The 23,997-nt window shown below is 62.6% G+C and carries 29 protein-coding genes and 1 pseudogene; 27 read left to right on the top strand and 3 right to left on the bottom strand.

Features of this window, described 5'->3' with window-relative positions; all coding sequences use genetic code 11:
• Positions 1-62: 62 nt before the first annotated feature.
• From ACNFCI_RS11160 to recX, 22 genes and pseudogenes are all read left to right on the top strand, one after another.
• Positions 63-809: an XRE family transcriptional regulator gene (locus ACNFCI_RS11160; RefSeq protein ID WP_084854426.1), complete on the top strand. Its 747-nt coding sequence runs from the start codon at positions 63-65 to the stop codon at positions 807-809.
• A gap of 462 nt (positions 810-1,271) precedes the next feature.
• The gene (locus tag ACNFCI_RS11155; protein ID WP_084854428.1) at positions 1,272-1,625 is read left to right on the top strand and encodes a phage holin family protein; all 354 of its coding nucleotides are present in this window, start codon (positions 1,272-1,274) and stop codon (positions 1,623-1,625) included.
• On the top strand, positions 1,622-2,119 hold the full coding sequence (locus ACNFCI_RS11150; RefSeq protein WP_084854430.1) for a hypothetical protein: 498 nt from the start codon (positions 1,622-1,624) through the stop codon (positions 2,117-2,119). Before ACNFCI_RS11155 ends, ACNFCI_RS11150 begins: the two co-directional genes overlap by 4 nt.
• Positions 2,116-2,673: a phage baseplate assembly protein V gene (locus ACNFCI_RS11145; RefSeq protein ID WP_368830092.1), complete on the top strand. Its 558-nt coding sequence runs from the start codon at positions 2,116-2,118 to the stop codon at positions 2,671-2,673. The genes ACNFCI_RS11150 and ACNFCI_RS11145 overlap by 4 nt, the downstream gene beginning before the upstream one ends.
• Positions 2,674-2,764: 91 nt before the next feature.
• Positions 2,765-3,091, top strand: a complete 327-nt coding sequence (locus ACNFCI_RS11140; protein WP_084854434.1) for a GPW/gp25 family protein — start codon at positions 2,765-2,767, stop codon at positions 3,089-3,091.
• On the top strand, positions 3,088-3,969 hold the full coding sequence (locus ACNFCI_RS11135; protein WP_368830093.1) for a baseplate J/gp47 family protein: 882 nt from the start codon (positions 3,088-3,090) through the stop codon (positions 3,967-3,969). Before ACNFCI_RS11140 ends, ACNFCI_RS11135 begins: the two co-directional genes overlap by 4 nt.
• 1 nt (position 3,970) lies before the next feature.
• Complete coding sequence (locus ACNFCI_RS11130) at positions 3,971-4,579, top strand: phage tail protein I (protein WP_368830094.1); 609 nt, start codon at positions 3,971-3,973, stop codon at positions 4,577-4,579.
• Positions 4,572-5,642: pseudogene (locus ACNFCI_RS11125) on the top strand (phage tail protein); the annotation flags it as partial. The gene ACNFCI_RS11130 and the pseudogene ACNFCI_RS11125, both read left to right, overlap by 8 nt.
• 462 nt (positions 5,643-6,104) lie before the next feature.
• Complete coding sequence (locus ACNFCI_RS11120) at positions 6,105-7,196, top strand: tail fiber protein (RefSeq protein WP_368830100.1); 1,092 nt, start codon at positions 6,105-6,107, stop codon at positions 7,194-7,196.
• A gap of 11 nt (positions 7,197-7,207) precedes the next feature.
• A complete protein-coding gene (locus tag ACNFCI_RS11115) occupies positions 7,208-7,807 on the top strand; it encodes a tail fiber assembly protein (protein ID WP_368830095.1) in 600 nt (199 codons plus the stop codon).
• Positions 7,808-7,888: 81 nt separating this feature from the next.
• The gene (locus tag ACNFCI_RS11110; protein WP_084854442.1) at positions 7,889-9,055 is read left to right on the top strand and encodes a phage tail sheath family protein; all 1,167 of its coding nucleotides are present in this window, start codon (positions 7,889-7,891) and stop codon (positions 9,053-9,055) included.
• A gap of 12 nt (positions 9,056-9,067) precedes the next feature.
• Positions 9,068-9,577: a phage major tail tube protein gene (locus ACNFCI_RS11105; protein ID WP_084854444.1), complete on the top strand. Its 510-nt coding sequence runs from the start codon at positions 9,068-9,070 to the stop codon at positions 9,575-9,577.
• Positions 9,578-9,589: 12 nt separating this feature from the next.
• On the top strand, positions 9,590-9,892 hold the full coding sequence (locus tag ACNFCI_RS11100; protein ID WP_084854445.1) for a phage tail assembly protein: 303 nt from the start codon (positions 9,590-9,592) through the stop codon (positions 9,890-9,892).
• A gap of 124 nt (positions 9,893-10,016) precedes the next feature.
• Entirely contained in the window at positions 10,017-12,050 is a 2,034-nt protein-coding gene (locus ACNFCI_RS11095) for a hypothetical protein (RefSeq protein WP_368830096.1), read from the top strand.
• A 9-nt stretch (positions 12,051-12,059) separates the two neighbouring features.
• Positions 12,060-12,905: a phage tail protein gene (locus tag ACNFCI_RS11090; protein WP_324814710.1), complete on the top strand. Its 846-nt coding sequence runs from the start codon at positions 12,060-12,062 to the stop codon at positions 12,903-12,905.
• On the top strand, positions 12,880-13,086 hold the full coding sequence (locus tag ACNFCI_RS11085) for a tail protein X (RefSeq protein WP_084854448.1): 207 nt from the start codon (positions 12,880-12,882) through the stop codon (positions 13,084-13,086). Before ACNFCI_RS11090 ends, ACNFCI_RS11085 begins: the two co-directional genes overlap by 26 nt.
• A gap of 29 nt (positions 13,087-13,115) precedes the next feature.
• Complete coding sequence (locus ACNFCI_RS11080; RefSeq protein ID WP_368830097.1) at positions 13,116-14,150, top strand: phage late control D family protein; 1,035 nt, start codon at positions 13,116-13,118, stop codon at positions 14,148-14,150.
• 47 nt (positions 14,151-14,197) lie between these two features.
• Positions 14,198-14,746, top strand: coding sequence for a glycoside hydrolase family 19 protein (locus ACNFCI_RS11075; protein WP_084854450.1), 549 nt, complete (start codon positions 14,198-14,200; stop codon positions 14,744-14,746).
• Positions 14,743-15,240, top strand: coding sequence for a lysis system i-spanin subunit Rz (locus tag ACNFCI_RS11070; protein ID WP_368830098.1), 498 nt, complete (start codon positions 14,743-14,745; stop codon positions 15,238-15,240). The genes ACNFCI_RS11075 and ACNFCI_RS11070 overlap by 4 nt, the downstream gene beginning before the upstream one ends.
• A gap of 58 nt (positions 15,241-15,298) precedes the next feature.
• Positions 15,299-15,781 carry a CinA family protein gene (locus ACNFCI_RS11065; protein ID WP_084854452.1) on the top strand — a complete coding sequence of 161 codons (483 nt, stop codon included), beginning with the start codon at positions 15,299-15,301 and terminating at the stop codon, positions 15,779-15,781.
• A gap of 105 nt (positions 15,782-15,886) precedes the next feature.
• The gene (recA, locus tag ACNFCI_RS11060) at positions 15,887-16,954 is read left to right on the top strand and encodes a recombinase RecA (protein ID WP_084854453.1); all 1,068 of its coding nucleotides are present in this window, start codon (positions 15,887-15,889) and stop codon (positions 16,952-16,954) included.
• Positions 16,955-16,962: 8 nt separating this feature from the next.
• Entirely contained in the window at positions 16,963-17,430 is a 468-nt protein-coding gene (gene recX / locus ACNFCI_RS11055) for a recombination regulator RecX (RefSeq protein ID WP_084854454.1), read from the top strand.
• Positions 17,431-17,584: 154 nt separating this feature from the next.
• Here recX and ACNFCI_RS11050 read toward each other — a convergent pair whose 3' ends face one another.
• The gene (locus ACNFCI_RS11050) at positions 17,585-18,703 is read right to left on the bottom strand and encodes an LOG family protein (protein ID WP_084854455.1); all 1,119 of its coding nucleotides are present in this window, start codon (positions 18,701-18,703) and stop codon (positions 17,585-17,587) included.
• Between the two features lie 402 nt (positions 18,704-19,105).
• Between ACNFCI_RS11050 and ACNFCI_RS11045 the strand changes: the two genes are divergently transcribed.
• Positions 19,106-19,312 (top strand): hypothetical protein, encoded by a 207-nt coding sequence (locus ACNFCI_RS11045; protein WP_084854456.1) that lies wholly within the window; start codon positions 19,106-19,108, stop codon positions 19,310-19,312.
• Here the strand turns inward: ACNFCI_RS11045 and ACNFCI_RS11040 are convergent, their stop codons facing one another.
• Entirely contained in the window at positions 19,313-19,735 is a 423-nt protein-coding gene (locus tag ACNFCI_RS11040; protein WP_084854457.1) for a quorum-sensing-regulated virulence factor family protein, read from the bottom strand.
• A 219-nt stretch (positions 19,736-19,954) separates the two neighbouring features.
• Here ACNFCI_RS11040 and ACNFCI_RS11035 point away from each other — a divergent pair, with 219 nt between their 5' ends.
• The 3 genes from ACNFCI_RS11035 (at position 19,955) to ACNFCI_RS11025 (ending at position 22,010) form a co-directional block, all read left to right on the top strand.
• Positions 19,955-20,665: a tRNA-uridine aminocarboxypropyltransferase gene (locus ACNFCI_RS11035; protein WP_368830099.1), complete on the top strand. Its 711-nt coding sequence runs from the start codon at positions 19,955-19,957 to the stop codon at positions 20,663-20,665.
• Between the two features lie 258 nt (positions 20,666-20,923).
• Entirely contained in the window at positions 20,924-21,574 is a 651-nt protein-coding gene (erdR, locus tag ACNFCI_RS11030; RefSeq protein WP_084854459.1) for a response regulator transcription factor ErdR, read from the top strand.
• Between the two features lie 73 nt (positions 21,575-21,647).
• Positions 21,648-22,010 (top strand): diacylglycerol kinase, encoded by a 363-nt coding sequence (locus tag ACNFCI_RS11025; RefSeq protein ID WP_084854460.1) that lies wholly within the window; start codon positions 21,648-21,650, stop codon positions 22,008-22,010.
• Here the strand turns inward: ACNFCI_RS11025 and ACNFCI_RS11020 are convergent, their stop codons facing one another.
• Positions 22,011-22,937, bottom strand: a complete 927-nt coding sequence (locus ACNFCI_RS11020) for a LysR family transcriptional regulator (RefSeq protein ID WP_324818653.1) — start codon at positions 22,935-22,937, stop codon at positions 22,011-22,013.
• A gap of 120 nt (positions 22,938-23,057) precedes the next feature.
• Here ACNFCI_RS11020 and fpr point away from each other — a divergent pair, with 120 nt between their 5' ends.
• Positions 23,058-23,837 (top strand): ferredoxin--NADP reductase, encoded by a 780-nt coding sequence (gene fpr / locus ACNFCI_RS11015; protein ID WP_196144878.1) that lies wholly within the window; start codon positions 23,058-23,060, stop codon positions 23,835-23,837.
• Positions 23,838-23,997 lie beyond the last annotated feature (160 nt).

The raw sequence follows: 23,997 nt of genomic DNA, 5'->3' as shown, positions 1-23,997 counted from the left end.
ACGACAAGAGAAATGGCCTGCATGGATTGCATTTGCGTTGCAGCACATCCATGATGCACGGTATGCAAAAACGCAACGTAGCCACTGTACTCAGAGCACTGCTCGATCGCCACGGCCTGTCCCCGACGGAGCTGCACCGGCGCACGGGCGTTCCCCAATCCACCTTGTCGCGTATCCTCAGCGAGAAGATCGTCGACCCGTCCGACAAGCACGTGTCGAAGATCGCCGATTATTTCGGCGTGAGCACCGACCAGCTGCGAGGCCGTGCCGAGCTGGGCGAAACCCGCGAGCTTCGCGAGTCGGCGCAGCCGGCCCATGGCCATGCGGAGCTGAGCGACATCAGCCTGTGGGACGACGAAACCCCAGTCGAGGACGACGAGGTTTCCGTTCCCTTTCTTCGAGAGGTCGAGTTGGCAGCAGGATCAGGACGATTCGTCATCGAGGAAAGCGAACGCGCGCGCCTGCGTTTCGGCAAGCGCAGCCTGCGCCACAATGGCGTGCAGTTCGACCAGGCCAAATGCGTGACGGTACGGGGCAACAGCATGTTGCCAGTGCTGCGCGACGGGGCGACGGTAGGCGTCAACACCGGCAAGTGCTCCATTGGCGATATCATCGATGGCGACCTCTATGCCATCAACCACAATGGCCAATTGCGAGTGAAGCAGGTCTATCGCCTGCCCACCGGCATCCGCCTGCGCAGCTTCAACCGCGACGAGCACCCTGACGAAGACTACAGCTTCCAGCAAATGCAGGACGAACAGATCAGCCTGCTCGGGCATGTGTTCTGGTGGGGGATGTACGCCCGCTGATCGGTGATCTGCTTAGGAAAACCCGCTTCGGCGGGTTTTTTTTCGTCTGTGGAAAATCCCTACAAGCCATGTCGTACGTGGCGTCCATGCATTTCAGCAATTTCTTATGCATAAAAATATGAAGAAATGCATTGACTGCATATGCATGAGTGCATATCTTGTGTCCCAAGCCGGTCGACACCGGTTGTTACACAGGCAGCGATGAACAGGCCTCGACTGTTCAGAGGGTTGGCAACTGGCCCGGGTGTGCAGCGTAAAGCACCACGATCAGTTATCCGGCGGGCAGGCAGCCGCGGTCGGAGTCACCAATTTGAAGCGGAACCGCCAGGCGTCACCAGCCGTGGCCGGCGGTTCGACAACGCATTACTGAAAAGCCTGGCAAACCGGGCTTTTTGGAATGCCGAGTTCATACACAACCGACCCGCCGGCTCTGCCGGCGGGCTTTCTACAGGAGGCAGGACAGTGACGAGCGAACAACAGACGTTGCTGGAGATACCGCTCTGGCTGGTAATCGTCCTGGCATTGCTGGGCGGCCTCAGCGGTGAGATGTGGCGGGCCGACAGGGCCGGCGCCCGAGGATGGTCGCTGGCGCGGCGGCTGGCCTTGCGTTCCGGAGCGTGCATGGTCTGCGGGGTCTCGACGGTGATGCTGCTGTATGCCAGCGGCATGTCGATCTGGAGTGCCAGCGCCTTTGGCTGCATGACGGCGATGGCAGGCGCCGACGTGGCCATCGGGCTCTACGAGCGCTGGGCGGCGAAGCGCCTGGGGCTGCGTGACATTTCCCAGGTCGATGAGCGACAGGAGTCCAAGCAATGAGTGAATTGGCCACGCTGCATGCAGCATTGACCGTAACGATACGTGAGGCGATTCCCGACCTCGCGTCGGTCGACATCGCATCCGAGGCCGACAGCGGCGCGACACTACCGGCCCTGCGCCACGGCATCGTACGCATGACCGCCGATGCAGCCCCTCGTGATGGCCGCTCGGTATTGATCACCACCTTCGAGGCGGATATCACGCCGGATGTGGCCAACCCCGAGGCGCGCCTGCAGGGAAGCCTGCTCGCCGCGCAGCTGATGGATCTGCTGCGTCAGCAGCATTGGGGCCTGGACTTCGTCGAGGCCAGCCGCAACGCCCAGGCCCAATATGAAGGCGGCCTGTGGAAAGTCCGTTGGGAGCAGCCGGTGCTGCTGGGTGAAATGCAGTGGCCTTGGCCCGACCAACCACCCGGCACGCTGATGCTGGGTATCGACCCGGACACCGGCCCGGGCAACGAACACCGCTACATAGCCGCCGAGGACACCCCATGAGCTATGCCAGTGCGATGCATGACCGGATGCTGGCCAGCCTGGTCATCCCCTGCCGCGTGGTAGCGGTAGACCTTGCCGCCGCTCGGGTGCGGGTAAGCGATGGCACCTGGACCAGCGCCTGGTTGCGCTGGCATTCCCTGGCCGCCGGCAAGGCACGCCATTGGAGGGCGCCGAGCCTGGGCGAGCAGGGCGTGTTGGTCAGCCCCAGCGGCGAGCCGGCCCAGGGCACTTTCGTGCCAGGGCTCTACGGCGATGCCGGCAGCCCAGCGGATAACCGCGACCATGTGGAGGTGTGGCGCTTCGACGATGGCGGCTCGCTCGCCTATGACTGGCAGGCAAAGCGCTATGACATCCATTTGCCCAGCGGCAATGCCAGCATCAAGGTCGGCGACAGCACGCTGGCGGTCAGCGATGGCGCGCTCACCCTCGACGCTGCGGCCATCACCTTGACCGGCACGGTCGCCATCAATGGTCCGTTGACCGTTAGCGGCGATATCGACGGCGGCGGCAGGATCATCGATACCGCCGGCAACACAGCCAACCACAAACATTGATCAAGGCCCGCAACAGCGGGCTTTTTCATGTCAGGAGACTGCATATGCGACCCCATCGACGGGCCTTGCGCCCCAGGGCAGGAGGTACGCCATGATCGGCATGGACCGCCGTACCGGCCAGCCTTTGGCCGGCATCGCCCACCTGCGTCAATCCATCGAAGACATTCTCACCACACCATTGGGCAGCCGCCGTATGCGACCGGAGTATGGCAGCCAGTTGCGCCGCTACATCGACCTGCCGGTCACCGAAGGCTGGAAGAGCGCCGTGCAGGCCGAGGTGGCCCGTGCGCTCGGGCGCTGGGAGCCACGCTTGCAACTGGAGCGGGTAAAGGTGCTGTCGGTGCTCGACGGCCAGGTCAACCTTGCCTTGAGCGGGCGCTACCTGGGCGACGAAGCCTTGGTGGAGGTGAGTGTATGAGCCAGGTCGACCTGTCCAGACTCCCTGCGCCGCAATTGCTCGAGGACCTCGACTACGAGGCCTTGTACCAGACCGACCTGGACACCTTCCGCGCCCACCTGGGCGAGGCCTGGGACGCTCGCCTGGAAAGCGATCCGGTGACCAAGCTGCTGGAGGTCGGTGCCTACCGCAAGCTGCTCAACCGGGCACGTATCAACGATGCGGCCAAGGCATTGCTGCTGGCCTATGCCCAGGGCAGTGACCTGGACCAGCTGGCGGCCAACGTGGGCCTGCAACGCCTGGTGGTCCAGGCCGAAGACCTGACCCACGTACCGCCGATCCAAACGGTGCTCGAGTCCGATGAAGCCCTGCGCGAGCGGGTGCAACTGGTCTATGAAGGCCTCACCACCGCAGGCCCGCGCAACAGCTACATCCTGCATGCCCGCAACGCCTCCGGGCTGGTCGCGGATGCGACCGCCGAAAGCCCGTCGCCGGCTGTGGTGGATGTCACGGTGCTGAGCCTGGAGGGCAATGGCGTGGCCAGCGCCGAGCTGCTGGAGCAGGTCAGGGTGTACCTCAATGACGACGACATCCGCCCAGTGGCTGACCGGGTCAATGTGCGCAGCGCGCAAGTGTTGCCGTACCGGATCGATGCGGTGGTGTACATGGCGGACAAAGGGCCGGAGTCGGAGGCCGTTCTGGCCGAATGCAAGCGTCGTCTGAGTGCATGGGTCAACCCACGTCGTCGCCTGGGTTTGGAGGTGGCACGTTCCGGGATCGATGCCCAATTGCACATAGACGGTGTCAGCCGGGTGGAGTTGGGCAACTGGGCCGATGTGCGACCGACCAAAGCCCAGGCGGCATGGTGCACCGGAATTGAAGTGAAGCGGGGAGTCTGACATGCAAAGCCTGTTACCGCTCAATCAAACACCTCTGGAACGGGCCATCGAGAGGGCCGGCGAGGAGGATCTGAGTGTCGAACTGCGCCTGCTCTATAGCCCGGATAGCTGCCCGTCGCACCTGCTTTATCAACTGGCTTGGGCCTGGTCGGTGGATCGCTGGGATGACGGCTGGAGCGACACCATCAAGCGTTCGGTGATCCGCTCGGCGTTCTTCGTCCATGCCCACAAAGGCACCCTCGGCGCGTTGCGCAGGGTGGTCGAGCCATTCGGCTATCTGGTCGAGGTCAAGGAGTGGTGGGAGGCCGAGCCGCAGGAGGTTCCGGGCACGTTTGCTCTAATGATCGGAGTGTCCGAGGCCGGCATCGATGAAGACACCTATGAACAGCTGTCGTCATTGATCGACGATGCCAGGCCTGTCAGCCGCCACCTGACCGGCTTGACCATCAGCCTCGAAAGCCGTGGCGAGTTCCATTTTGGCTGCGCATGCCAGGACGGCGACGAACTGGATATCTATCCGCTCGCAGAGCGCGATCTCGAAGTCGTCGGCGTGATCAGTCGCGGCGGCCGTGAACACACAATCGATATCTTGGACATTACACATGGTTGACCAACATTCACAGTTCTACGCGATCCTCACCAATGTGGGGGCAGCGAAACAGGCAAATGCGGATGCCTTGGGCATCCCGTGGAAAATCACCCAGATGGGGGTTGGCGATGCCAATGGGGCGGACCCGACACCCAGCGCCAGTCAGACCGAGCTGATCAATGAGTGGCGTCGAGCGCCGCTGAACCAGCTGAAGGTGGATGATAAGAACAGCGCCATTATCGTCGCTGAACAGGTCATCCCGGCAGACGTCGGCGGCCGATGGATTCGCGAGATCGCACTTTATGATGCAGACGGCGCCATGATTGCTGTGGCCAATTGTGCACCTACCTTCAAGCCATTGCTGAACCAGGGGGCGGGGCGAACCCAAGTGGTGCGCATGAATCTCGTGGTCAGCAGCGCTGCCAATGTGCAGTTGAAGATCGACCCCAGCGTGGTACTTGCTACTCGCGAGTGGGTGACCGAAGAACTTGCACGGCAGGATTTCAAGCATTCAGTGCAGGCGGCGACTACCGCGAATATCACGCTCAGTGGTGTTCAACCCATCGACGGTGTGACGCTCGTAGCGGGGGCGCGTGTGCTGGTGAAGAACCAGACTCAGGCGAAGGATAACGGCCTCTATGAAGTGGCTACTGGTGCCTGGGCTCGTTGCCATGATGCCAATACGTCCGCCAAGGTTACTCCTGGGCTTCTGGTGCATGTGGAGCAGGGTACGGTCAACGGCGACAGTGCGTGGCAGTTGGTTACCGACGGCGTGATCTCGCTGGGTGTCACGGCGTTGAGCTTCGAAATGGTGTTCGGCCGTACCGGTATTGTTGCCGGTACCTATCGCAGCGTTTCCGTAGACAAATATGGCCGAGTGGTAGGGGCCACGAATCCAACGACAGTCGCAGGCTATGGCCTGACCGATGTTTATACCAAGGCGCAGGTGGACACGGCACTGGCCCTCAAAGCCAACCTTGCTTCGCCGATACTGAGCGGCACGCCGAAATCACCCACCCCTGCAATCACCAGTAATGATACAAGCATTGCCACGACCCAGTTTGCCCAGCAACTACTGGGTGCGTTGGGTTGGGGTGAGGGTGGCGTCAGCGGTAGCAACTTGCCGAGCGGAACCAACCTCAACAGCGTGACAAAGCCTGGATCCTACGGGCAGACAGCCAATGCTCTGGCCACCCTGATTCTTAACTACCCGGAGCCGGTGGCGGGGACGTTGTTGGTGCAGGCTGCTTCCGCAGCTATCTGCACGCAAGTCTATATCACCTACAACAATGGCCGGGTGTACAGCCGTTCGTGTTATTCGGGCAACTGGTCGACGTGGGCTGAGCTGAGTCTTACCGACTCGCCGATCTTTCGTGGAACGCCTACCGCCCCTACAGCAGTGAAGGGCACCAATACCCAGCAACTGGCGACTACTGCGTTCGTCCAGGGCGCAATTGCCGGTCTTGTCGATTCGGCACCCGGGACACTCGATACACTGAAGGAGCTGGCCGGAGCGTTGGCCAACGACCCGAACTTCGCCACCACCATGACCAATGCGCTAGCAGGCAAGCAGCCGTTGGACGCGACCTTGACGGCATTGGCAGGCGTGAACACGTCGGCCAATCAGCTGATCTACAGCACGGCGACCGACCAGTTCGCTACGACGCCAGTGTCGGCATTCATCCGTTCATTGTTGGATGATGGTGATGCTACAGCTGCTCGGGCCACGTTAGGCGCGGCGCAGGCATCCCACAGCCACTCCATCGCTGAAATCTCAGGCCTGGGCGCTGCCTTGAATGCAGCTCATGGACTTGCCCAGGGCCCCACGGGCCAGGACCCCAACCTTGCGGCCGCCCATGTGATTCTCACGAACCATGCGAACACTCCGGACCCGACCTATTTCTGGCATATCACCACAACGTTCTATGTTGCAGTTGCTGCCACATCGAATCGCGCCCAATTGGCGATCCAGTACAACGGTGGGAATGCAGTCTACGCACGAAGCTTCTATGGAAGCCAGTGGACCGCCTGGGCAAGGCTCGATAACGGCGTACCTGCCGGCAGCATCATCTATGTCGCCCGGTCGACACCCCCAGTGGGCTATATCAAGGCGAACGGTGCGGCTGTAGGACGCGCCGCCTATGCCGGCCTGTTCGCCCAGATCGGCACAACATTCGGGGCCGGAGATGGCAGTACCACCTTCAACGTACCGGATTTGCGGGGTGAATTTGTCCGAGGCTTGGACGATGGGCGAGGAGTTGATGCTGGCCGAATGTTGGGAAGTTTCCAGCAATGGTTGAACGGAACCCATACCCATTCCGCCAGCTCATCCAGTGCTGGTGGACATTCTCATACGGTTTCCGGTTCCACGAGTGCCGCCGGAGCGCATACCCACAGCTACAACACGTTCTTCAATTCCGGTGAGTCACAGCCGAACAATCGACTGTCACGCTCCTATACAGGCGGTGCGGCGCTTTCTACAGAGGGAAATATTTTGCCGAGTGGAAACCATACACATACTTTCAGCGGCACAGTCTCCGCCGTGGGCGACCATGTGCACAGTATTACTGTTGCGGCGTCTGGTGGTATTGAGGCACGTCCTCGTAACGTTGCGCTACTCGCCTGTATCAAATATTGACGAGGTCAAATATGGACGCACCAACGATTTATCACATTCATCCGGACACTCTTGAATTCATTGGACTTGGATTGGCCGATCCTGACCCACTGGCAGGAGAGGAAGAAAACTGGCTCATACCCGCCTTTGCCTTTTCGGATGTTCCCCCCGAAAGCCGGGAGGGGTACGCAATAGTACGTGACTTACAACGTGGAGCCTGGGAATGGATAGAGGACAACCGTGGGATCGTGTATGCGACAGACACCGGCGATGCCGAGGAACATTTTTGTCTTGGCCCATTACCGTCGACCCTTACTCGAACACCCTATCCCGGTGCGTTCCATACATGGAGTGGCAGCGAATGGGTGGTCGATATCGAGGCTTTACGTGCCGATGCGCTTGCGCAAGCGGTCGATCTTAACGACAAAAAACTGGCTGAGGCATCGATGCGCATCATGCCGTTAGAAGATGCTGTAGATATCGGCGTGGCAACGGAAGAGGAACAGGCCTCTTTGCGTGCTTGGAAACGTTATCGCATCGAACTCAATAGAGTACCCCAGCAAATTGGCTATCCATTATCCATCCAATGGCCGCTAAGCCCCGAGAATGTTGATACCAAGCGACTTTTTTGACGCGCTTATGAACCGCAATAGTCCCGAAAAAGGCCTTGCCCACATGCAGGGCCTTTTTTTATCTGAATGGAGAAAAAACCTATGACTGGATTCTTCCATGGCGTCACCGTGACCAACATCGACACCGGCGCCCGCAGCATTGCCCTGCCGTCGTCCTCGATCATCGGCCTGGTCGATACCTTCACCGAAGGCCCTGGCGTCACTGCCAAGACCAACGACCTGGTGCTGATCACCAGCGAGCGCGAAGCGGTTGCGGCATTCGGCAGTGATGCGGCGATCACCAAGGCTTGCCGCGCCATCTATACCCGCGCCAAGGCGGTCATCGTCGCCTGCGGCGTGGCCAAGGTCGAAGACGCTGCCGAGCAGACGGCGGCGATCATTGGCACCGTCCAGAACGATGGCAAGCGTACCGGCCTTCAGGCACTGCTCGATGGCAAGAGCCGTTTCAACGCCCAGCCGCGCCTGTTGGTAACGCCCAAGCACAGCGCCACCGACGCCGTGGGCACAGCCCTGGTGGCGCTGGCCGACAAGCTGCGCGGCATCGCCATCATCGACGGGCCGAACAATACCGACGAAGCGGCGATCGCCTATGCCGGCAACTTCGGTGCCAAGCGCGCCTTCATGGTCGACCCGGGCGTGCGCTATTGGGACAACGACGCCGAAGCCACCGTCGATGCCCCCGGCTCGGCCTGGGTCGCCGGCCTGTTCGCCTGGACCGACAGCGAGTACGGCTTCTGGGCGTCGCCCTCGAACAAGGAATTGGTCGGCATCACTGGCACCAGCCGCCCGGTGGAGTTCCTCGACGGTGACGACACCTGCCGCGCCAACCTGCTGAACAATGCCAACATCGCCACCATCATTCGCGACGACGGCTTCCGCCTGTGGGGCAACCGCACCTTGTCGAGCGACCCGAAATGGGCCTTCGTCACCCGCGTGCGCACGTTGGACATCGTCATGGACGCGATCCTCTACGGCCACAAGTGGGCCGTGGACCGCGCCATCACCGCCACCTACGTCAAGGACGTCACCGAGGGCCTGCAGGCCTTCATGCGCGACCTGAAGAACCAGGGCGCGATCATCAACTTCGAAGTCTACGCCGACCCTGAACTGAACACCGCCAGCCAGCTGGAGCAGGGCAAGGTGTACTGGAACATCCGCTTCACCGACGTACCGCCTGCCGAAAACCCCAACTTCCGCGTCGAAGTCACCAACCAGTGGCTGACCGAAGTCCTCGATTCTGCCGCCTAAGGAGCCCATGACATGGCAATGATTCCCGAAACCCTGGCCAACCTGAACCTGTTCGTCGACGGTGTGAGCTTCCAGGGCGATGTCCCGAGCCTGACCCTGCCCAAACTCACCCTGAAAATGGAGGAGCACCGCCCCGGCGGCATGGACATGCCGGTCGAAATGGACCAGGGCATGGAGAAGCAGGAAGCGGCCTTCACCACCACTGGCGTGCGCCGCGAAGCACTGAAGTTCTTCGGCCTGGCCGACGGCTCCGCCTTCAACGGCACCTTCCGCGGTGCTTTCAAAGGTCTCAAGGGCCGGATCAACCCCGTGGTCGTCACCCTGCGCGGTTCGCTCAAGGAAATCGACATGGGCGACTGGAAGTCCGGCGACAAGGCCGAGATCAAGCACAGCGTGGCCCTGACCTACTACAAGCTCGAGGTCGATGGCCGCCTGGTCTATGAAATCGATGCCCTGGGCATGCGCCGGGTGATCGACGGTGTCGATCAGCTGGCCGCCCAGCGTGCGGCTCTTGGCCTGTAAGGAGGTGTGACGATGGCTCAAGCGAAAAAGCTTCCTCAATGGCTGGCGCTCGATCCTGATCGAGTGACCGTGCGCCTGTCGCGCCCCAGCGAGGCCAACGGCATGCAGGTCGACAGCCTGTCACTGCGTGCGCCGACCGTGCGGGACATCCGTAATGCCCAGGCGGGCGGTGCCAATGACGACGAGCAACGGGAGCTGAACCTGTTCGCCTCGCTGGCCGAAGTCGGCGTCAGGGATCTGGAAGGTCTGACACTCAAGGATTACAGCCGCCTGCAGGCCGGCTATTTTCGCCTGGTGCAGGACGACGAGCTTTGATCCCGCCCGGCAGAAGGCCGCCGCCCGGCGGCTGGCCAAGGAGCTGAACTTTTCCGCGAGCGAAATCATGATCATGTCGTACAGCGACATGGTCTGGTGGCTCTCGGAGTGAGAGGAGGAATCGATGGCGAACACACCTGTGTTCACGCTCGGGCTTGGCGCCACCGTCGACAAGCCGGTAGGCGCCGCGTTCGACTCGCTCCATCAGTGGCTCGAGCGCTTGCGCAGGCAGGCCGACGGCCTACGGTTGGGGCGAATCATCAACGAAGTGATTCGCCTTGGGTTGGAGCAGGACAAGCTGCAAAAAACTGATCTGGCATCGTACGCGCAGGCCCACGAGCACGAGGCACATATCGACAGGCTACGCAGGGAAGGCGGTGAAGTCGAGCGATTGCGGCGGCTCTACCAGGCGTTGGCTTGGCAGTCTGGGGAAGCCGCGCATAGCCCTCCCAGGGCCGAGAAGACGACGTCAGCGGCGTCGCCTGGGAACAGTGACCACCCTGCGCGCCGCCCGGTGCCGATTCATGCACCAGGCAGCAGGCAAACGGAGCCGCCATCGCTCGGCTCCCGTGGCTCCGCCTCTACCAAGGGCCTTGCGGTGGCGACTGGTGTAACCGCAGCAGTGGGGGCGGCCTACGTGGGGCATCGCCTCGTCAAACGATCTTCGCCCATTGCACGCACTCGGGCACGTACCGCGGTGAGCGACCAGCTCGAAATGGGGGAAGCGGCTTTCATCCTCAAGACGATGGATGCGTTGGGGAGTGCCCAGGATGGCAAGGAGGCCGCCGAAGGTGTCGGCGGTGCAGTGGGCGAGCTGGGCGGAACCTTGCTGGGGGCCGCCCTGGGCGGATTGGTAGGGAAGGGCAAGGGGGCCGAATATGGCAGCCTGTTGGGTAGTTTTTTCGGCGAGAAGCTTGGCAACTGGGTAGGCAGTACGGCCCATGAACTGTTCGCCGGGCCCACGCCTGAGGCATCGGTTACCGAAGGTGCCGACCATACTGTTGTTGAGGAGCGGGGCAAGCCCCTGTCGGGCGGAGGTTTGGCGCAGGACAGGGCCAGAATTGGCGAAACCCAGGCTGGCGAAAGCCCGGCCGTGTTGGGCACCACCCATGAGCAGCCCTCGAATAGGAGGGCATCGATTGCCGATGGCAACCCACGCACAAGTGTCGAGGAGCCAGGGTCACCCACTCATTTGGCGGCGACAGGTAGAGACCAGACGACTGTCGCCAATGGCCAAGCCTCCGCTGAACAGGCCGAAGGTCTTGGCAGCGTAGCGGGCGGGCTGGTGGGGACGTTGGTGGGGGGAGCCATCGGATCGGTCGTTCCAGGCTTTGGCACGGTTGTGGGGTCGACAGTTGGCGGTCTGCTCGGCGAGGCGGTCGGTGGTTGGATCGGTAGGACCTGGTTTGCTGGCGATGGCGAGTCTCGCACGGTTTCGCAGCAAGCTGGTTCGAATACCGCATCTGCCAACGTCGAAGGTGTTGCGATGTCCCCGGCAACGATAGCGAGTGCGCCGGGCAAGCAAACCATAGAAACATCGACGTCGGAGCCCAGGGGGAAAGGTGCCGCCATCAATGTATTGGTGAAGCCTGCCATCGTGGAGGCGGCCAGACAAAGTCTGCGGACCTTCGCCAGCGACGAGCCTCGTAACGAAAAGGCCGATGGGTATGGACGCGCCGCAGGTGGGTTGGTCGGCACCTTGCTGGGCGGGGCGGTTGGCTCGGTAGTGCCTTTGGTCGGCACGACGTTCGGAGCGGACTTGGGGGGCTTGGTGGGAAGCCAGTTGGGTGGATGGCTGGGTAAATCCTGGTTCGACAGCACGGTGGTAAAGGGCGAGGTGGCTGCTGAACCCAGTGTTCCGGGCCAGGAGGCGCCTGACCGGAAGGTCGCGCCTGGTGAAGTGATTCGGTCGATCAGGCGGGAGCAACCGCCTTCGCAAAATCCCGGCGTGCCGAATCCGACGGCACCTGCTACCTCGGCCCCTGTGTATAACCAGCAATTCACTTTCACCGCCAACATGCCCGTCACGGTCAACAATCGCCTCGACGACCCGCTCACCCTCCAGCACCTGGAAGCCATCGCGCGCCGGCAACTGGAAGAGCTGATGCGCCAGGCCCGTTCGGTGCAATTGGCCGATACCCCACATATCGCACTTTGAGGAGCAATCATGACCTACATGGAGCAGCTGCAATCCGGGCTGCATGCGGTGGTCCGCGCTGGTGAGGCCGGGCGGCGACGTGTCGACGCCATGCTTGACCCCATGGACGACGCCATCGGCCATGTGCAGGGCGCGGTGAGCGAGCTGCAGGGGCTGCCGGTGGTCGGCCCGGCCATCGGGGCGCGCCTGCAACGCACGATGCGGGCGATCTCGTCAGCGCAGGCGCGGGTCGAAAACGTGATCGGCAAGTACGATCAGGCGGTGGGCGTTGGACGCGAGGTGCGCGATCGAGTCGACGCCTTTGCCGGCCACGTCGACCAGGCGCACGGGGCGATACGGCGGCTGGCAGGCGAGGTACAAGCGACAGTGGGCTCGGTACTGTCGAGCCTGGGCCTTGCACCCGAAGCGACGCCGACGGCGCAAGCCGTCACACCGTTCGCCCACCTGCTGGTGCTGCAGCCGCTCAAGGCCGGCGCGCCACCGTACTACTTCAACCTCGATACCGCGGCCTTCGACCAGTTACGTCGGCAGACCCGCTTCCGCTGGGCCGGCCAGGAACGTTTGAGTCGTGAAACCGCGCAACAGGCGGTGAACCTGGGGGAGGAGAACATCAGCATCCGCGGTGCGATCTTCCCCGCCTTCAAAGGGGGGCTCGGCCAATTGCAGGCGCTGCGCAGTATCGGTCGGCAGTTGCTGCCGCTTTCACTCACCACCGGCTATGGCGAGGTGCTGGGCACCTGGTGCCTGACCAGTATCGAGGAAGAGCAGGGCAGCCTGCTGGCCGGTGGCATTCCACGCAAACAAGGCTTTTCACTGGAGTTCGTCAGCTATGGCCAAGACCTGCAAGACCGCTGAGGGCGATGTGCTCGACACGCTCTGCCAGCACAACTACGGGCACCTCAACGGCACGGTCGAGGCGGTGCTGGCTGCCAACCAGGGCCTGGCCGAGGAGGCTCAGCCGTTTCGCTCCGGGGTGACGATCCGGTTGCCCGACCTGCCGATGACGGTGGCCACGACCGTTCAGCTGTGGGATTGACCCCTCGTGTGAGCCAAGGAGTGCGCTTCATGCAGCCTGTCTTCTCTGTCCTGGCCGATGGCAAGGACATCACCGCACTGATCAACGATCGCCTGTTGCAACTGCGCACCACCGACAAACCGGGCCTGGAGGCGGATGAGTTCGAGCTGCGCATCGATGCCCGCAACGGTGTTATCGCACTGCCCGCCCGTGGTGCCCTGATCGACGTCAGCCTGGGCCATGCCGGCCGGCCGCTGACCCGCCTGGGGCGTTACACCGTGGATGAGGTGGAGTTGGCCGGCCCGCCGGATACCTTGGTCATCCGTGGCAAGGCCAGCGACGTGCGAGGCAGCGGCAAGACCATCCGCAGCGGCAGCTGGGAGGACGCCACGCTGCAACGCATCGTCACCGATATCGCTGCGCGTAACGGCTGGCAGGCCGCCTGTCCGGTCACCAGCAAGATCCCCCGGGTCGATCAGTACAGCGAGTCGGACTTCAATTTCATCACACGCCTGGCACGCCAATACGATTGCACCGCCAAACTTGCCAATGGCCAGCTTCTGGTGCTGCCACGCCAGGGCGGGCAAAGCGCCACCGGCAAGGCCCTGGGGCCATTGAGCCTTGCCCGCGAAGACATCAGCCAATGGCAATTCAGGCTGGGCGACAAGACCACCCACAAGGCCGTGCGCACCCGCCACCAGAACGGCGCCAGCGGTGAGCTTGATGTCGTCGAGCTCACCAACGACAACGCCCCCGATGGCCTGCAGCCGGTCTATACCGACCGCCACCTGTACCCCAATCGCGCCGCCGCCGAACAGGCCGCCAAGGCCCGCCTGGCCAGCTTCAACCGCGACACCGCCAGCGTGCGCCTGGACATGCCGGGGCGTACCGACCTGTTCGCCGAGCGGCCGGTGCGACTGCATGGCTTTCTCTCGGGGCTCGACGGTACGTACCTGATCGAGTCTGTCGAGCAGGTATTCACGAACGCGGGGTGGCGCACCACTGTGCAGTGCAACGGTGGCCGACAAGGCAAGGCCAGGGCCAAGGGCAACGCGTCGCGGCGCACCCTTGACAGCAAGGCCTGACCGGGCCCTGCGGCGGGCGCCGTCGACCCTCTTTCAGGAGATACAGCATGCTCACGGAGCGACAGATTGAAGCTATCTACCCACTTGCCGGCCAGCGCGCCGGCATTTTCGTACAACCACTGAACGACGCCATGGCCCGCTGGGAAATCGACCACCCCAAGCGTATCGCGGCCTTCCTCGCCCAGGTCGGCCATGAGTCCGGCCAGCTGCGCTACCTCAAGGAACTTGGCAGCGACCGCTATCTCTCGCGCTATGACACCGGCAGCCTGGCCTTGCGCCTGGGCAATACCCTTGAGGCGGACGGCGATGGCCAGCGTTATCGAGGCCGGGGCCTGATCCAGGTCACCGGGCGCAACAACTACCAGGCATGCAGCCGGGCGCTGTTCGGTGACGAGCGGCTGATGGCGCAGCCGCAGATGCTGGAGCAGCCTCGCTGGGCCTGTGAATCGGCAGCCTGGTTCTGGCATTCGCGTGGGCTCAATGGGCTGGCCGATCGCGGCGAGTTCAATCGCATCACCCGACATATCAATGGCGGGCTCAATGGTCTGGAGGACCGACTGGCGATATGGGCCCGGGCGCGCGAGGTGTTGTCGTGAGCCGCCTGCACCTGGGGTTGTGCCTGGTACTGATGCTGTTGTCGGCGACCTTGGCCTGGCAAGTCCAGGGCTGGCGCCTTGGCCGATTGCTGGCGCAGCAGGCCCAAACCCAGGCCCGCGAGGCGCAGGTGCAGGCCGAGGCCGCGACACGTCAATTGCTGGCTGAGCGCGAGGGGCGTCAGCAACTGGAGCGGCGCCTGCACGATAACGAATCACGCTATTTCAAGGAGCTTTCCGATGCCCGACAGACCCAGGTTCGCCTGCGTGATCGCCTGGCTACTGCTGACCTGCGGCTGTCGGTCCTGGTCGAGCGCGACGCCACCTGTGCCGCACTGCCTTCCACCGCCGATGCCGGCGGCCTGGATAATGGCCCCGTACACGCCCGACTTGACCCGGCGCATGCTGGACGAATTATCGCCATCACCGACCGGGGCGACCGCGGACTGATCGCCTTGCGTGCCTGCCAGGCCTACATACGCGCCTTGGCGCGCTGAACGCTTGCCTGGGTTGTCGAGGGTGGTAGGGTAGTGCGCAGTCTTCAAGGAGTGCGCCATGGACCCGATCACCGTTCTCTCCACCCGCCTGGGCGAGCACCTGCGGCGCTTCAATGCCCAGGTGACCGCTGCTGAATCCTGCACCGGTGGGGGCATCGCCGAGGCCATCACCCGCATCCCGGGGAGCTCGGCCTGGTTCGAAGCCGGCTACGTGACCTACTCCAATCGCCAGAAGACCCGTCAGCTGGGGGTGCCCGAAGCGCTGTTCGCCGACGTAGGCGCCGTCAGCCAGGAAGTGGTCGAGGCCATGGTCCGCGGTGCCCAGGCTGCCAGCGGGGCGCGCTTTGCCGTGGCGGTCAGTGGCGTAGCCGGGCCGGATGGCGGTTCACCGGCCAAGCCGGTGGGTACCGTATGGCTGGCCTGGGCCGACGGCAGCCATGTAACCAGTGAGCGCCGGCACTTCGACGGCGACCGCGAAGCGGTGCGCCGACAGACGGTGATCGCCGCGTTAGACGGCTTGTTACAGCTTGGTGCGGAGTAAATCGCTGGCGGGGGTTTGCGGAATCGTATCCCTGTGGAATAATACTGGCTACTTATACAGGTATTCCCGGCCCCAGGGCCGCCAGTCGATCACGTGAGGATTTCAATGGACGACAACAAGAAGCGCGCCTTGGCTGCGGCCCTGGGTCAAATCGAACGCCAGTTCGGCAAGGGCGCAGTCATGCGCATGGGCGATCACGAGCGTCAGGCCATTCCAGCCATCTCCACCGGCTCCCTGGGCCTGGACATCGCCCTGGGCATCGGCGGCCTGCCAAAAGGCCGTATCGTCGAGATCTACGGTCCGGAATCCTCGGGTAAGACCACGCTGACCTTGTCGGTCATCGCCGAAGCCCAGAAGAACGGCGCCACCTGCGCCTTCGTCGACGCCGAACACGCCCTCGATCCGGAATATGCCGGCAAGCTGGGCGTCAATGTCGACGACCTGCTGGTTTCCCAGCCGGATACCGGTGAACAGGCCCTGGAAATCACCGACATGCTGGTGCGCTCCAACGCCGTCGACGTGATCATCGTCGACTCCGTGGCGGCCCTGGTGCCCAAGGCCGAGATCGAAGGCGAGATGGGCGATATGCACGTAGGCTTGCAGGCTCGCCTGATGTCCCAGGCGCTGCGCAAGATCACCGGTAACATCAAGAACGCCAACTGCCTGGTCATCTTCATCAACCAGATCCGTATGAAGATCGGCGTGATGTTCGGCAGCCCGGAAACCACCACCGGTGGTAACGCCTTGAAGTTCTACGCCTCTGTGCGCCTGGACATCCGCCGTACCGGCGCGGTCAAGGAAGGCGACGAAGTCGTGGGCAGCGAAACCCGCGTCAAGATCGTCAAGAACAAGGTCTCGCCACCGTTCCGCCAGGCCGAGTTCCAGATCCTCTACGGCAAGGGCATCTACCGCAACGGCGAGATCATCGACCTGGGCGTGGCCCAAGGCCTGGTGGAGAAGTCCGGTGCCTGGTACAGCTACCAAGGCAACAAGATCGGCCAGGGCAAGGCGAACGCCGCCAAGTTCCTGCAAGAGAACCCAGCCGTGGGCGCCGAGATCGAGAAGCAGATCCGCGAGAAGCTGCTCAACGCTGGTGCCGTCGCTGCTGCAGGCAAGGCTGCTGCCGCCGAGGCCGATGCCGACGACATGGCTGACGCCGACGCTGGTTATTGATTGGCCCTATGTCCGTCGTACTCGACACCCCCGTCGCCGTCCGACGGACAGCCATGGACCTGCTCGCACGCCGCGAGCATGGTCGTGTCGAGCTGACGCGAAAACTGCGTCAGCGCGGTGCACCGGATGAGCTGATCGAGCCCGCGCTCGATCGGCTTGCCGAAGAAGGGCTGCTCAGTGAGGCCCGTTATCTCGAGAGTTTCATTTCCTACCGTTCCAATGCCGGCTACGGCCCCGCGCGTATTCGCGAAGAGCTTGGCCAGCGTGGCCTGAACCGTGGTGATATCGACCAGGCCCTGCGTGAAAGCGGGGTGGACTGGGCGGCCCGGTTGCAGGATGTCTGGCAACGCAAGTTCGCCGGGCAACGCCCCCATGATCCCCGTAGCCGAGCCCAGCAAACCCGATTCCTGGCCTATCGTGGTTTCCCCATGGAACTGATCGGTCGGCTGCTCAGTGGCCGGGATCTGGACGACTGAGCATTCTCACACAGGAGCGGGTCGGAGCAACGCTCTTGAGTTGCCTGCCCCGGCCCTATCGCTGACAAGCCAGCGCCCACAGGTATGACGGTGTTTCTGAAAACAGCGCAGGACCGGTGAGAGCCGGTACATACCCCTCAAGGCAATCCCTTCTTCAATCGACCTTCAAGGCCTCCCGCGCCCGTTGGGTGGTATGCATCGGCTGCGGCTTGGCCCAGTTTTCCGGTAGGTTGATGAAGTCCACCAGCTCGCGCAAGCGGCCTTGGTCTCGACCGTTGAAAGCGAAGGTCAGCCGCGTGAGATGGCTGAAATTGCCTACCTCATGTTCAAGCCCGCTATCAGGTTGTTGGTGGTATTTGCCGCTCAGGCGCAGGTCGGCGAACCCCTCCTGGATGTCATAGAGCGCCGCGTCGCTCAACGGGTGGTGCATGCGGATGACGAACTGGTTTTTCAGCCAGCGGCTGGAGTGGTAGTTGCTGTAGAACTGGTTGATCTCCTCGACGGCTTCGTCGGCGCTATGCACCAGGCGTAACAGTTTCAGGTCGCTGGGCAGGATGTAGCGGTTTTCTTCCAGTTGCCGGCTGATGAACGCCAGGGCGTCGCGCCAGAAGCTACCGCCGGGCGAGTCCAGCAGCACCACCGGCACCAGCGGGCTCTTGCCGGTCTGGATCAAAGTGAGTACTTCCAGCGCTTCATCGAGGGTACCGAAGCCTCCCGGGCACAGGACCAGCGCGTCGGCTTCCTTGACGAAGAACAGCTTACGGATGAAGAAGAAGTGGAACGACAGCAGCTTCTCCGTGCCATCCACCGTGGCGTTGGCATGCTGCTCGAAAGGCAGCGTGATATTGAAGCCCAGGCTGTGCTCGGTGCCAGCGCCTTCATGGGCGGCAGCCATGATGCCACCGCCGGCCCCGGTGATGACCATCAGGTCCGAGCGGGCCAGGGTCGCCCCCAGCTCTCGGGCCAGGGCATACATGGGATGCTCCAGCGGCGTACGCGCCGACCCGAACACCGTGACCTTGCGCCGCCCCTTGTAGCGTTCCAGGGTGCGGAAGGAATGGTCGAGTTCGCGCAGGGCCTGCAAGGTGATCTTGGCATTCCAGCGGTCGGTGTCGTCGTGGGCCATACGCAGGATGGTCAACATCATGTCGCGGTACAGCGGCAGGTTGGGGCTGCCGGGGGCGACCAGTTGCAGCTGTTCTTCAATCTTGCTCAGGTCGATACCGTTGTCTCTGAAGTGATTGAACAAGAGTTCATTCGGTTGGTAAGGCATTCAACGTCTCCTTCTGCAGCAGAACCTCTGACCGGGTCGATGGCATATCCCGGCCGCGACACTGCGTGTGTCGCTGGCTGCTCTAGCTCGAGTGTGCACACCGAGCATTGCAGTAGGCCTTCAAGGCCATGGTGCAGTGGCAAATCCATCACGTTGTCGTTCTATATTTGGACCGCAAATACCGTGCCCTCGGCATTCTCCTCGGTTTGCCGGAAATACACGGGGGGTGCTATCAATCTAGACCCTGGCGCGCAAACGTGCCGCCTCGGGTGACCCTGGCCGGGCGAAGGGCACGCAAACAGGCGAGACAGAACGAGCAATCGCCACTCGTCGGATCGGATCCAAGCCTTGCGAAGCTCTGGTTAACTGGAGGCGCGGCGTTTCGATGCAGGAGGTTGTGGTATGCATCGGTTGGTGATCGAGGTGGACAGGCAGCTATACCTGCTGCTGGAGCGGGCAGCTCAGGCCAACCACCTGAGCCTTGAAGCGGAGTGCCTGCGTAGGTTGGGCGTCGGCGAGCGGCGGTCGCGCTACCTCCAGGCCCTGCTGGCAGAGCTGCGCGCCGACGAAGAGCAGCGGCGCGCCAATGACAACGGCCGGGTGGCCTGATTACTTCTTCTTGTTGCCTGCTACGCAACTGGCGTTATCGAACGCCTGATCCATGATCGGCTGGTTGGTCTTGTACACGGTGAACCGGTAGACCAGTACGGCGCCCTTGGACATCAGCTGACGGTAGCCGTTGTTACGGCAAACGCTGTCACCCAGCTGGCTGCGCACTTGCTCCGGGTTGGCGCGCATTCGCTCGGCATGGCTCTCGCGCACGCTCAGGTGGTTGACCAGTGCCTTGCCTTTCTCGACGGTGTAGCCCTGGTCGAGAATATCTTCGTTGATGGCGCGGGGCGTGCCGACGCTGCTTTCCTTGGCGACCTTCTCCAGCATCTGGTTGAGCTCGTATTCCTGCTTGGAGGCTGCCTGGGCCGCCAGGGGCAGGGCGAGCAACAGGCTCAAGGCCGGGATGGTAAAACGCAGCATGAATCTCTCCTGGTTCGATGACTGGCACTTTGACCTGCGCCGGCGAGCGGCGTTCCGTGGCCCCCGCATCGATGGGGATCCCAGGTCGCAAAAGCGTGATTATAAAGGAGGCGTCCGGCCGCCTGCACGGCAAATGATGCCGCCTCTGGTAGACTGGCGGCTCGTTTCTCGCCGAGTTGTCGCAGTGTCCGTTCCTTATCTCTCCAGAGGCTTGCAGCCATGAGCCACGCGGTAGCGCGCCTGCGCGCCGAGCGCCTGGCCCGTAGCAACAAACCTTTCATTGCCCGTGGCTCGCGCGCGCTGCGCTGTCCGGATTGCCGGGTGATCGCCAGCCATTGCCTATGCGCCCTCAAGCCCAAGGTGCAAGCCGAGGCCGGGGTGTGCCTGGTGATGCACGATACCGAGCCATTGAAGCCGACCAACACCGGCTGGCTGATTGCCGACCTGGTCGAAGATACCGCAGCGTTCGGCTGGCAGCGCACCGAGGTCGACCCGCGCCTTTTGGCGTTGCTCGATGACCCCCAGTGGCAGCCCTATATCGTCTTCCCGGGCGAGTTCGTGGCGCCGGAGCGGGTGGTCAGCGACGTGGTACGCGAGCCTGGCAAGCGGCCGCTGTTCATCCTGCTCGATGCGACCTGGACCGAAGCACGCAAGATGTTCCGCAAGAGCCCATACCTTGACCGCTTCCCGGTGCTGAGTCTGCACGCCGAGCAGATGTCGCGCTATCGCCTGCGTCGTTCCAAGCGTGACGACCATTTCTGCACGGCCGAGGTTGCCGCCATGTGCCTGGAGCTGGCCGGCGATCAGCAGGCCTCCCGGGCCCTGGATGCCTACCTGGATGTCTTCAGCCTGCACTACCTCAGTGCCAAGCGGCACCTGCCGCTGGACTTGCAGGACGATACCCACCAGCGCTTGCATACCTTCCTATAGTCCAAGGGGCAGGTGCGCCGGATTGGTTCATAATGTCCGGGCTGGCAGCCAGGAAGGCGGGGACGACCGGGCGATTGGCTTGACCACCCGGAGCGTGCTCGGCATTCTTGGCGCCGATTCGGGCACGACGAAGATGCTGTTACCCCGGACTTCGCCGTGCCTTACCGGCCGGCGGCCCTGCCGTTCGCGCCTTGAGTTGCCTGCCAGGTGCTTCCTCCACCCCTCTAGCGCCTGGCACAGAACAGGATCCATAGATCGATGGCCACATACGAAATCCTGATTGCCGATGACCACCCGCTGTTCCGCAGCGCTCTGCGCCAGGCCGTTACCCTCGGCCTGGGGCCCGACGTGCGCCTGGTCGAGGTGGCGAGCATCGCCGAACTGGAAACCCGCCTGACCGAGAAGGCCGATTGGGATCTGGTTCTGCTGGACCTGAATATGCCCGGTGCCTATGGTTTCTCCGGCCTGGTCCTGCTACGTGGGCAGTACCCGCAGATCCCGGTGGTGATGGTGTCGGCCCAGGAAGAAGCGGCCGTGGTGGTCAAGTCCCGCGAGTTCGGCGCCAGTGGCTTCATTCCTAAATCCAGCAACCTGGACGTCATCCAGGATGCAGTGCAGAAAGTGCTCGACGGCGAGGTCTGGTGGCCGCCCCAGGCGTTCGAGAAGGTCGATGTCTCGGCCGAAGCCAAGGCCGCCAGCGAAGGCCTGGCGAGCCTCACGCCGCAGCAGTTCCGGGTGTTGACGATGGTCTGCGAAGGTTTGCTGAACAAGCAGATCGCCTATGAGCTGAATGTCTCGGAGGCGACCATCAAGGCCCACGTGACGGCGATCTTCCGCAAGCTCGGAGTGCGTACCCGCACCCAGGCGGCCTTGCTGCTGCAACAACTGGAATCGGTTGCGAGCAGCTAAGTCCCCGTCCGTTCACGCTTTTTTGACTCGGGTTGGACTATTCTGCCGGCCCTTTACCGGTGAAGTGACTCCCATGTCGCCATTCAAGGGCCAGACCGGCCTCAAACGTATCTTCAACGCCGCCGGCTATTCGCTGGACGGCCTGCGTGCCGCCTTCAAGGGCGAGGCCGCGTTCCGCCAACTGGTGATCGCCAACCTGGTGCTGATTCCCCTGGCGTTCTGGCTGCCGGTCACCCGTGTGGAGCGGGCGATCCTCATCGCCGTCTGCCTGCTGGGGTTGATCGTCGAACTGCTCAACTCGGCGGTGGAGGCGGCCATCGACCGAATCTCCCTGGAGCGTCACCCCTTGTCGAAGAACGCCAAGGACATGGGCAGCGCCGCCCAGTTGGTCGCCATGACCATGGTGGCGCTGGTGTGGGGCGTGATCCTGCTCTGATCAGGCGATCGGCGGCAGGACGATCTCGTCGCTGCGGCTGACGCCGGCGGTGAAGCTGCGGCACAATTCGAGAAACTCTCGCATGGCAGAAGTCTGGTACTTCTGCTTGTGCCAGATGAAATAGAACTGCCGCGACAGGTCCAGTTGTGGGGTTTCCACCGGCACCAGGCTGCCACGGCGGAACGCATCGCGCAGAGCCAGACGCGAGATGCAGCCGATGCCCAGGCCCGACTCCACGGCGCGCTTGATCGCCTCGGTGTGTTCCAGCTCCAGGCGGATGTTCAGGTTGGCTCGATGGTGGCGCATGGCCTGGTCGAAGGTCAGTCGGGTGCCGGAGCCTTGTTCGCGCAGGATCCAGGCTTCGTGGGACAGTGTCTCCACGTCCGCCCTGCCGGCCTTGGCCAAAGGGTGCTGCGGCGCACAGAACACTACCAGTTCATCTTCCACCCATGGCTGCACCTCGATGTCCGGGTGGCTGCAGTCGCCTTCGATTAGACCCAGGTCAATTTCATAGTGGGCCACCTGCTGCACGATATGTACGGTGTTCTGCACATGGAGCTTGACCTGGCTCTCGGGGTGGCCCTGCATGAAGCTGCCGATGAGCAAGGTGGCCAGATAGTTGCCGATGGTCAGGGTGGCACCGACCGCCAATGAGCCGAAACCGGTCTTGCCATTGAGCAGGTCTTCGATTTCCTTGGCCTGGTCGAGCAGGGCCACGGCCTGGGGCAACAACTGGTGGCCCAGGGCATTGAGGCTCAACCGTTTGCCGGCGCGGTCGAACAGCTGGCAGCTGGATTGACGCTCCAGTTCAGTGATCGAGGTACTGGCAGCCGATTGCGACAACGCCAGGACGCTCGCCGCCCGTGACACGCTCTGGTGCTGGGCGACGGCGACAAAGACTTGTAGCTGACGAAGCGTGAATCGCATATCTATATAACCGATAAGACATATCTTGATAATCCATTTAACAGATATTGTCGCTGCCCCTAAAATATCGCGCAATAGTGCGCTTGGTCCGCGCTGCGTCTTTCTTCAGGAGCCCCATAGATGAGCAACATGAACCACGAACGTGTCCTCAGTGTGCACCACTGGAACGACACCCTGTTCAGCTTCAAGTGCACCCGTGACCCGGGCCTGCGCTTCGAGAACGGTCAGTTCGTGATGATCGGCCTGCAGCAGGACAATGGCCGTCCGCTCATGCGCGCCTACTCGATCGCTTCGCCGAACTGGGAAGAGCATCTGGAGTTCTTCAGCATCAAGGTGCCGGATGGTCCGCTGACCTCCCAGCTGCAGCACCTGAAGGAAGGCGATGAGATCATCATCAGCAAGAAGCCTACCGGTACGCTGGTCCTCGACGACCTGAACCCGGGCAAGCACCTGTACCTGCTCAGCACTGGCACTGGCCTGGCGCCGTTCATGAGCGTCATCCAGGATCCGGAAACCTACGAGCGCTTCGAGAAGGTGATCCTGGTTCACGGTGTACGCTACGTCAACGAAGTGGCCTACCGCGAATTCATCACCGAGCACCTGCCGCAGAACGAGTTCTTCGGCGATGCGGTACGTGAAAAGCTGATCTACTACCCGACCGTGACCCGTGAGCCGTTCGAGAACCAGGGCCGCCTGACCGACCTGATGCGCAGCGGCAAGCTGTTCAGCGACATCGGCCTGCCGCCGATCAACCCGCAGGACGACCGTGCCATGATCTGCGGCAGCCCGAGCATGCTCGACGAGACCGCTGAGGTCCTGGACAGCTTCGGCCTGAAGATCTCCCCGCGCATGCGCGAGCCGGGCGATTACCTGATCGAGCGTGCCTTCGTCGAGAAGTAAGCGGCACGTCATAGAAAGAACGCAGGCCTCGACCTAACGCCTGTCAGTTAAGCCTTATCGGCTGTATTTGGGGCTGCTTCGCAGCCCATCGCCGGCAAGCCGGCTCCCACAGGTTCCGCGGTGCCTACAACAGCAGCGCAGGACAGGTGGGAGCCGGCTT

Source organism: Pseudomonas sp. NY15356, from assembly GCF_048068175.1.
GTDB classification, from domain to species: Bacteria; Pseudomonadota; Gammaproteobacteria; order Pseudomonadales; family Pseudomonadaceae; genus Aquipseudomonas; species Aquipseudomonas putida_K.
This window is presented reverse-complemented; position numbering and strand designations above follow the sequence as displayed.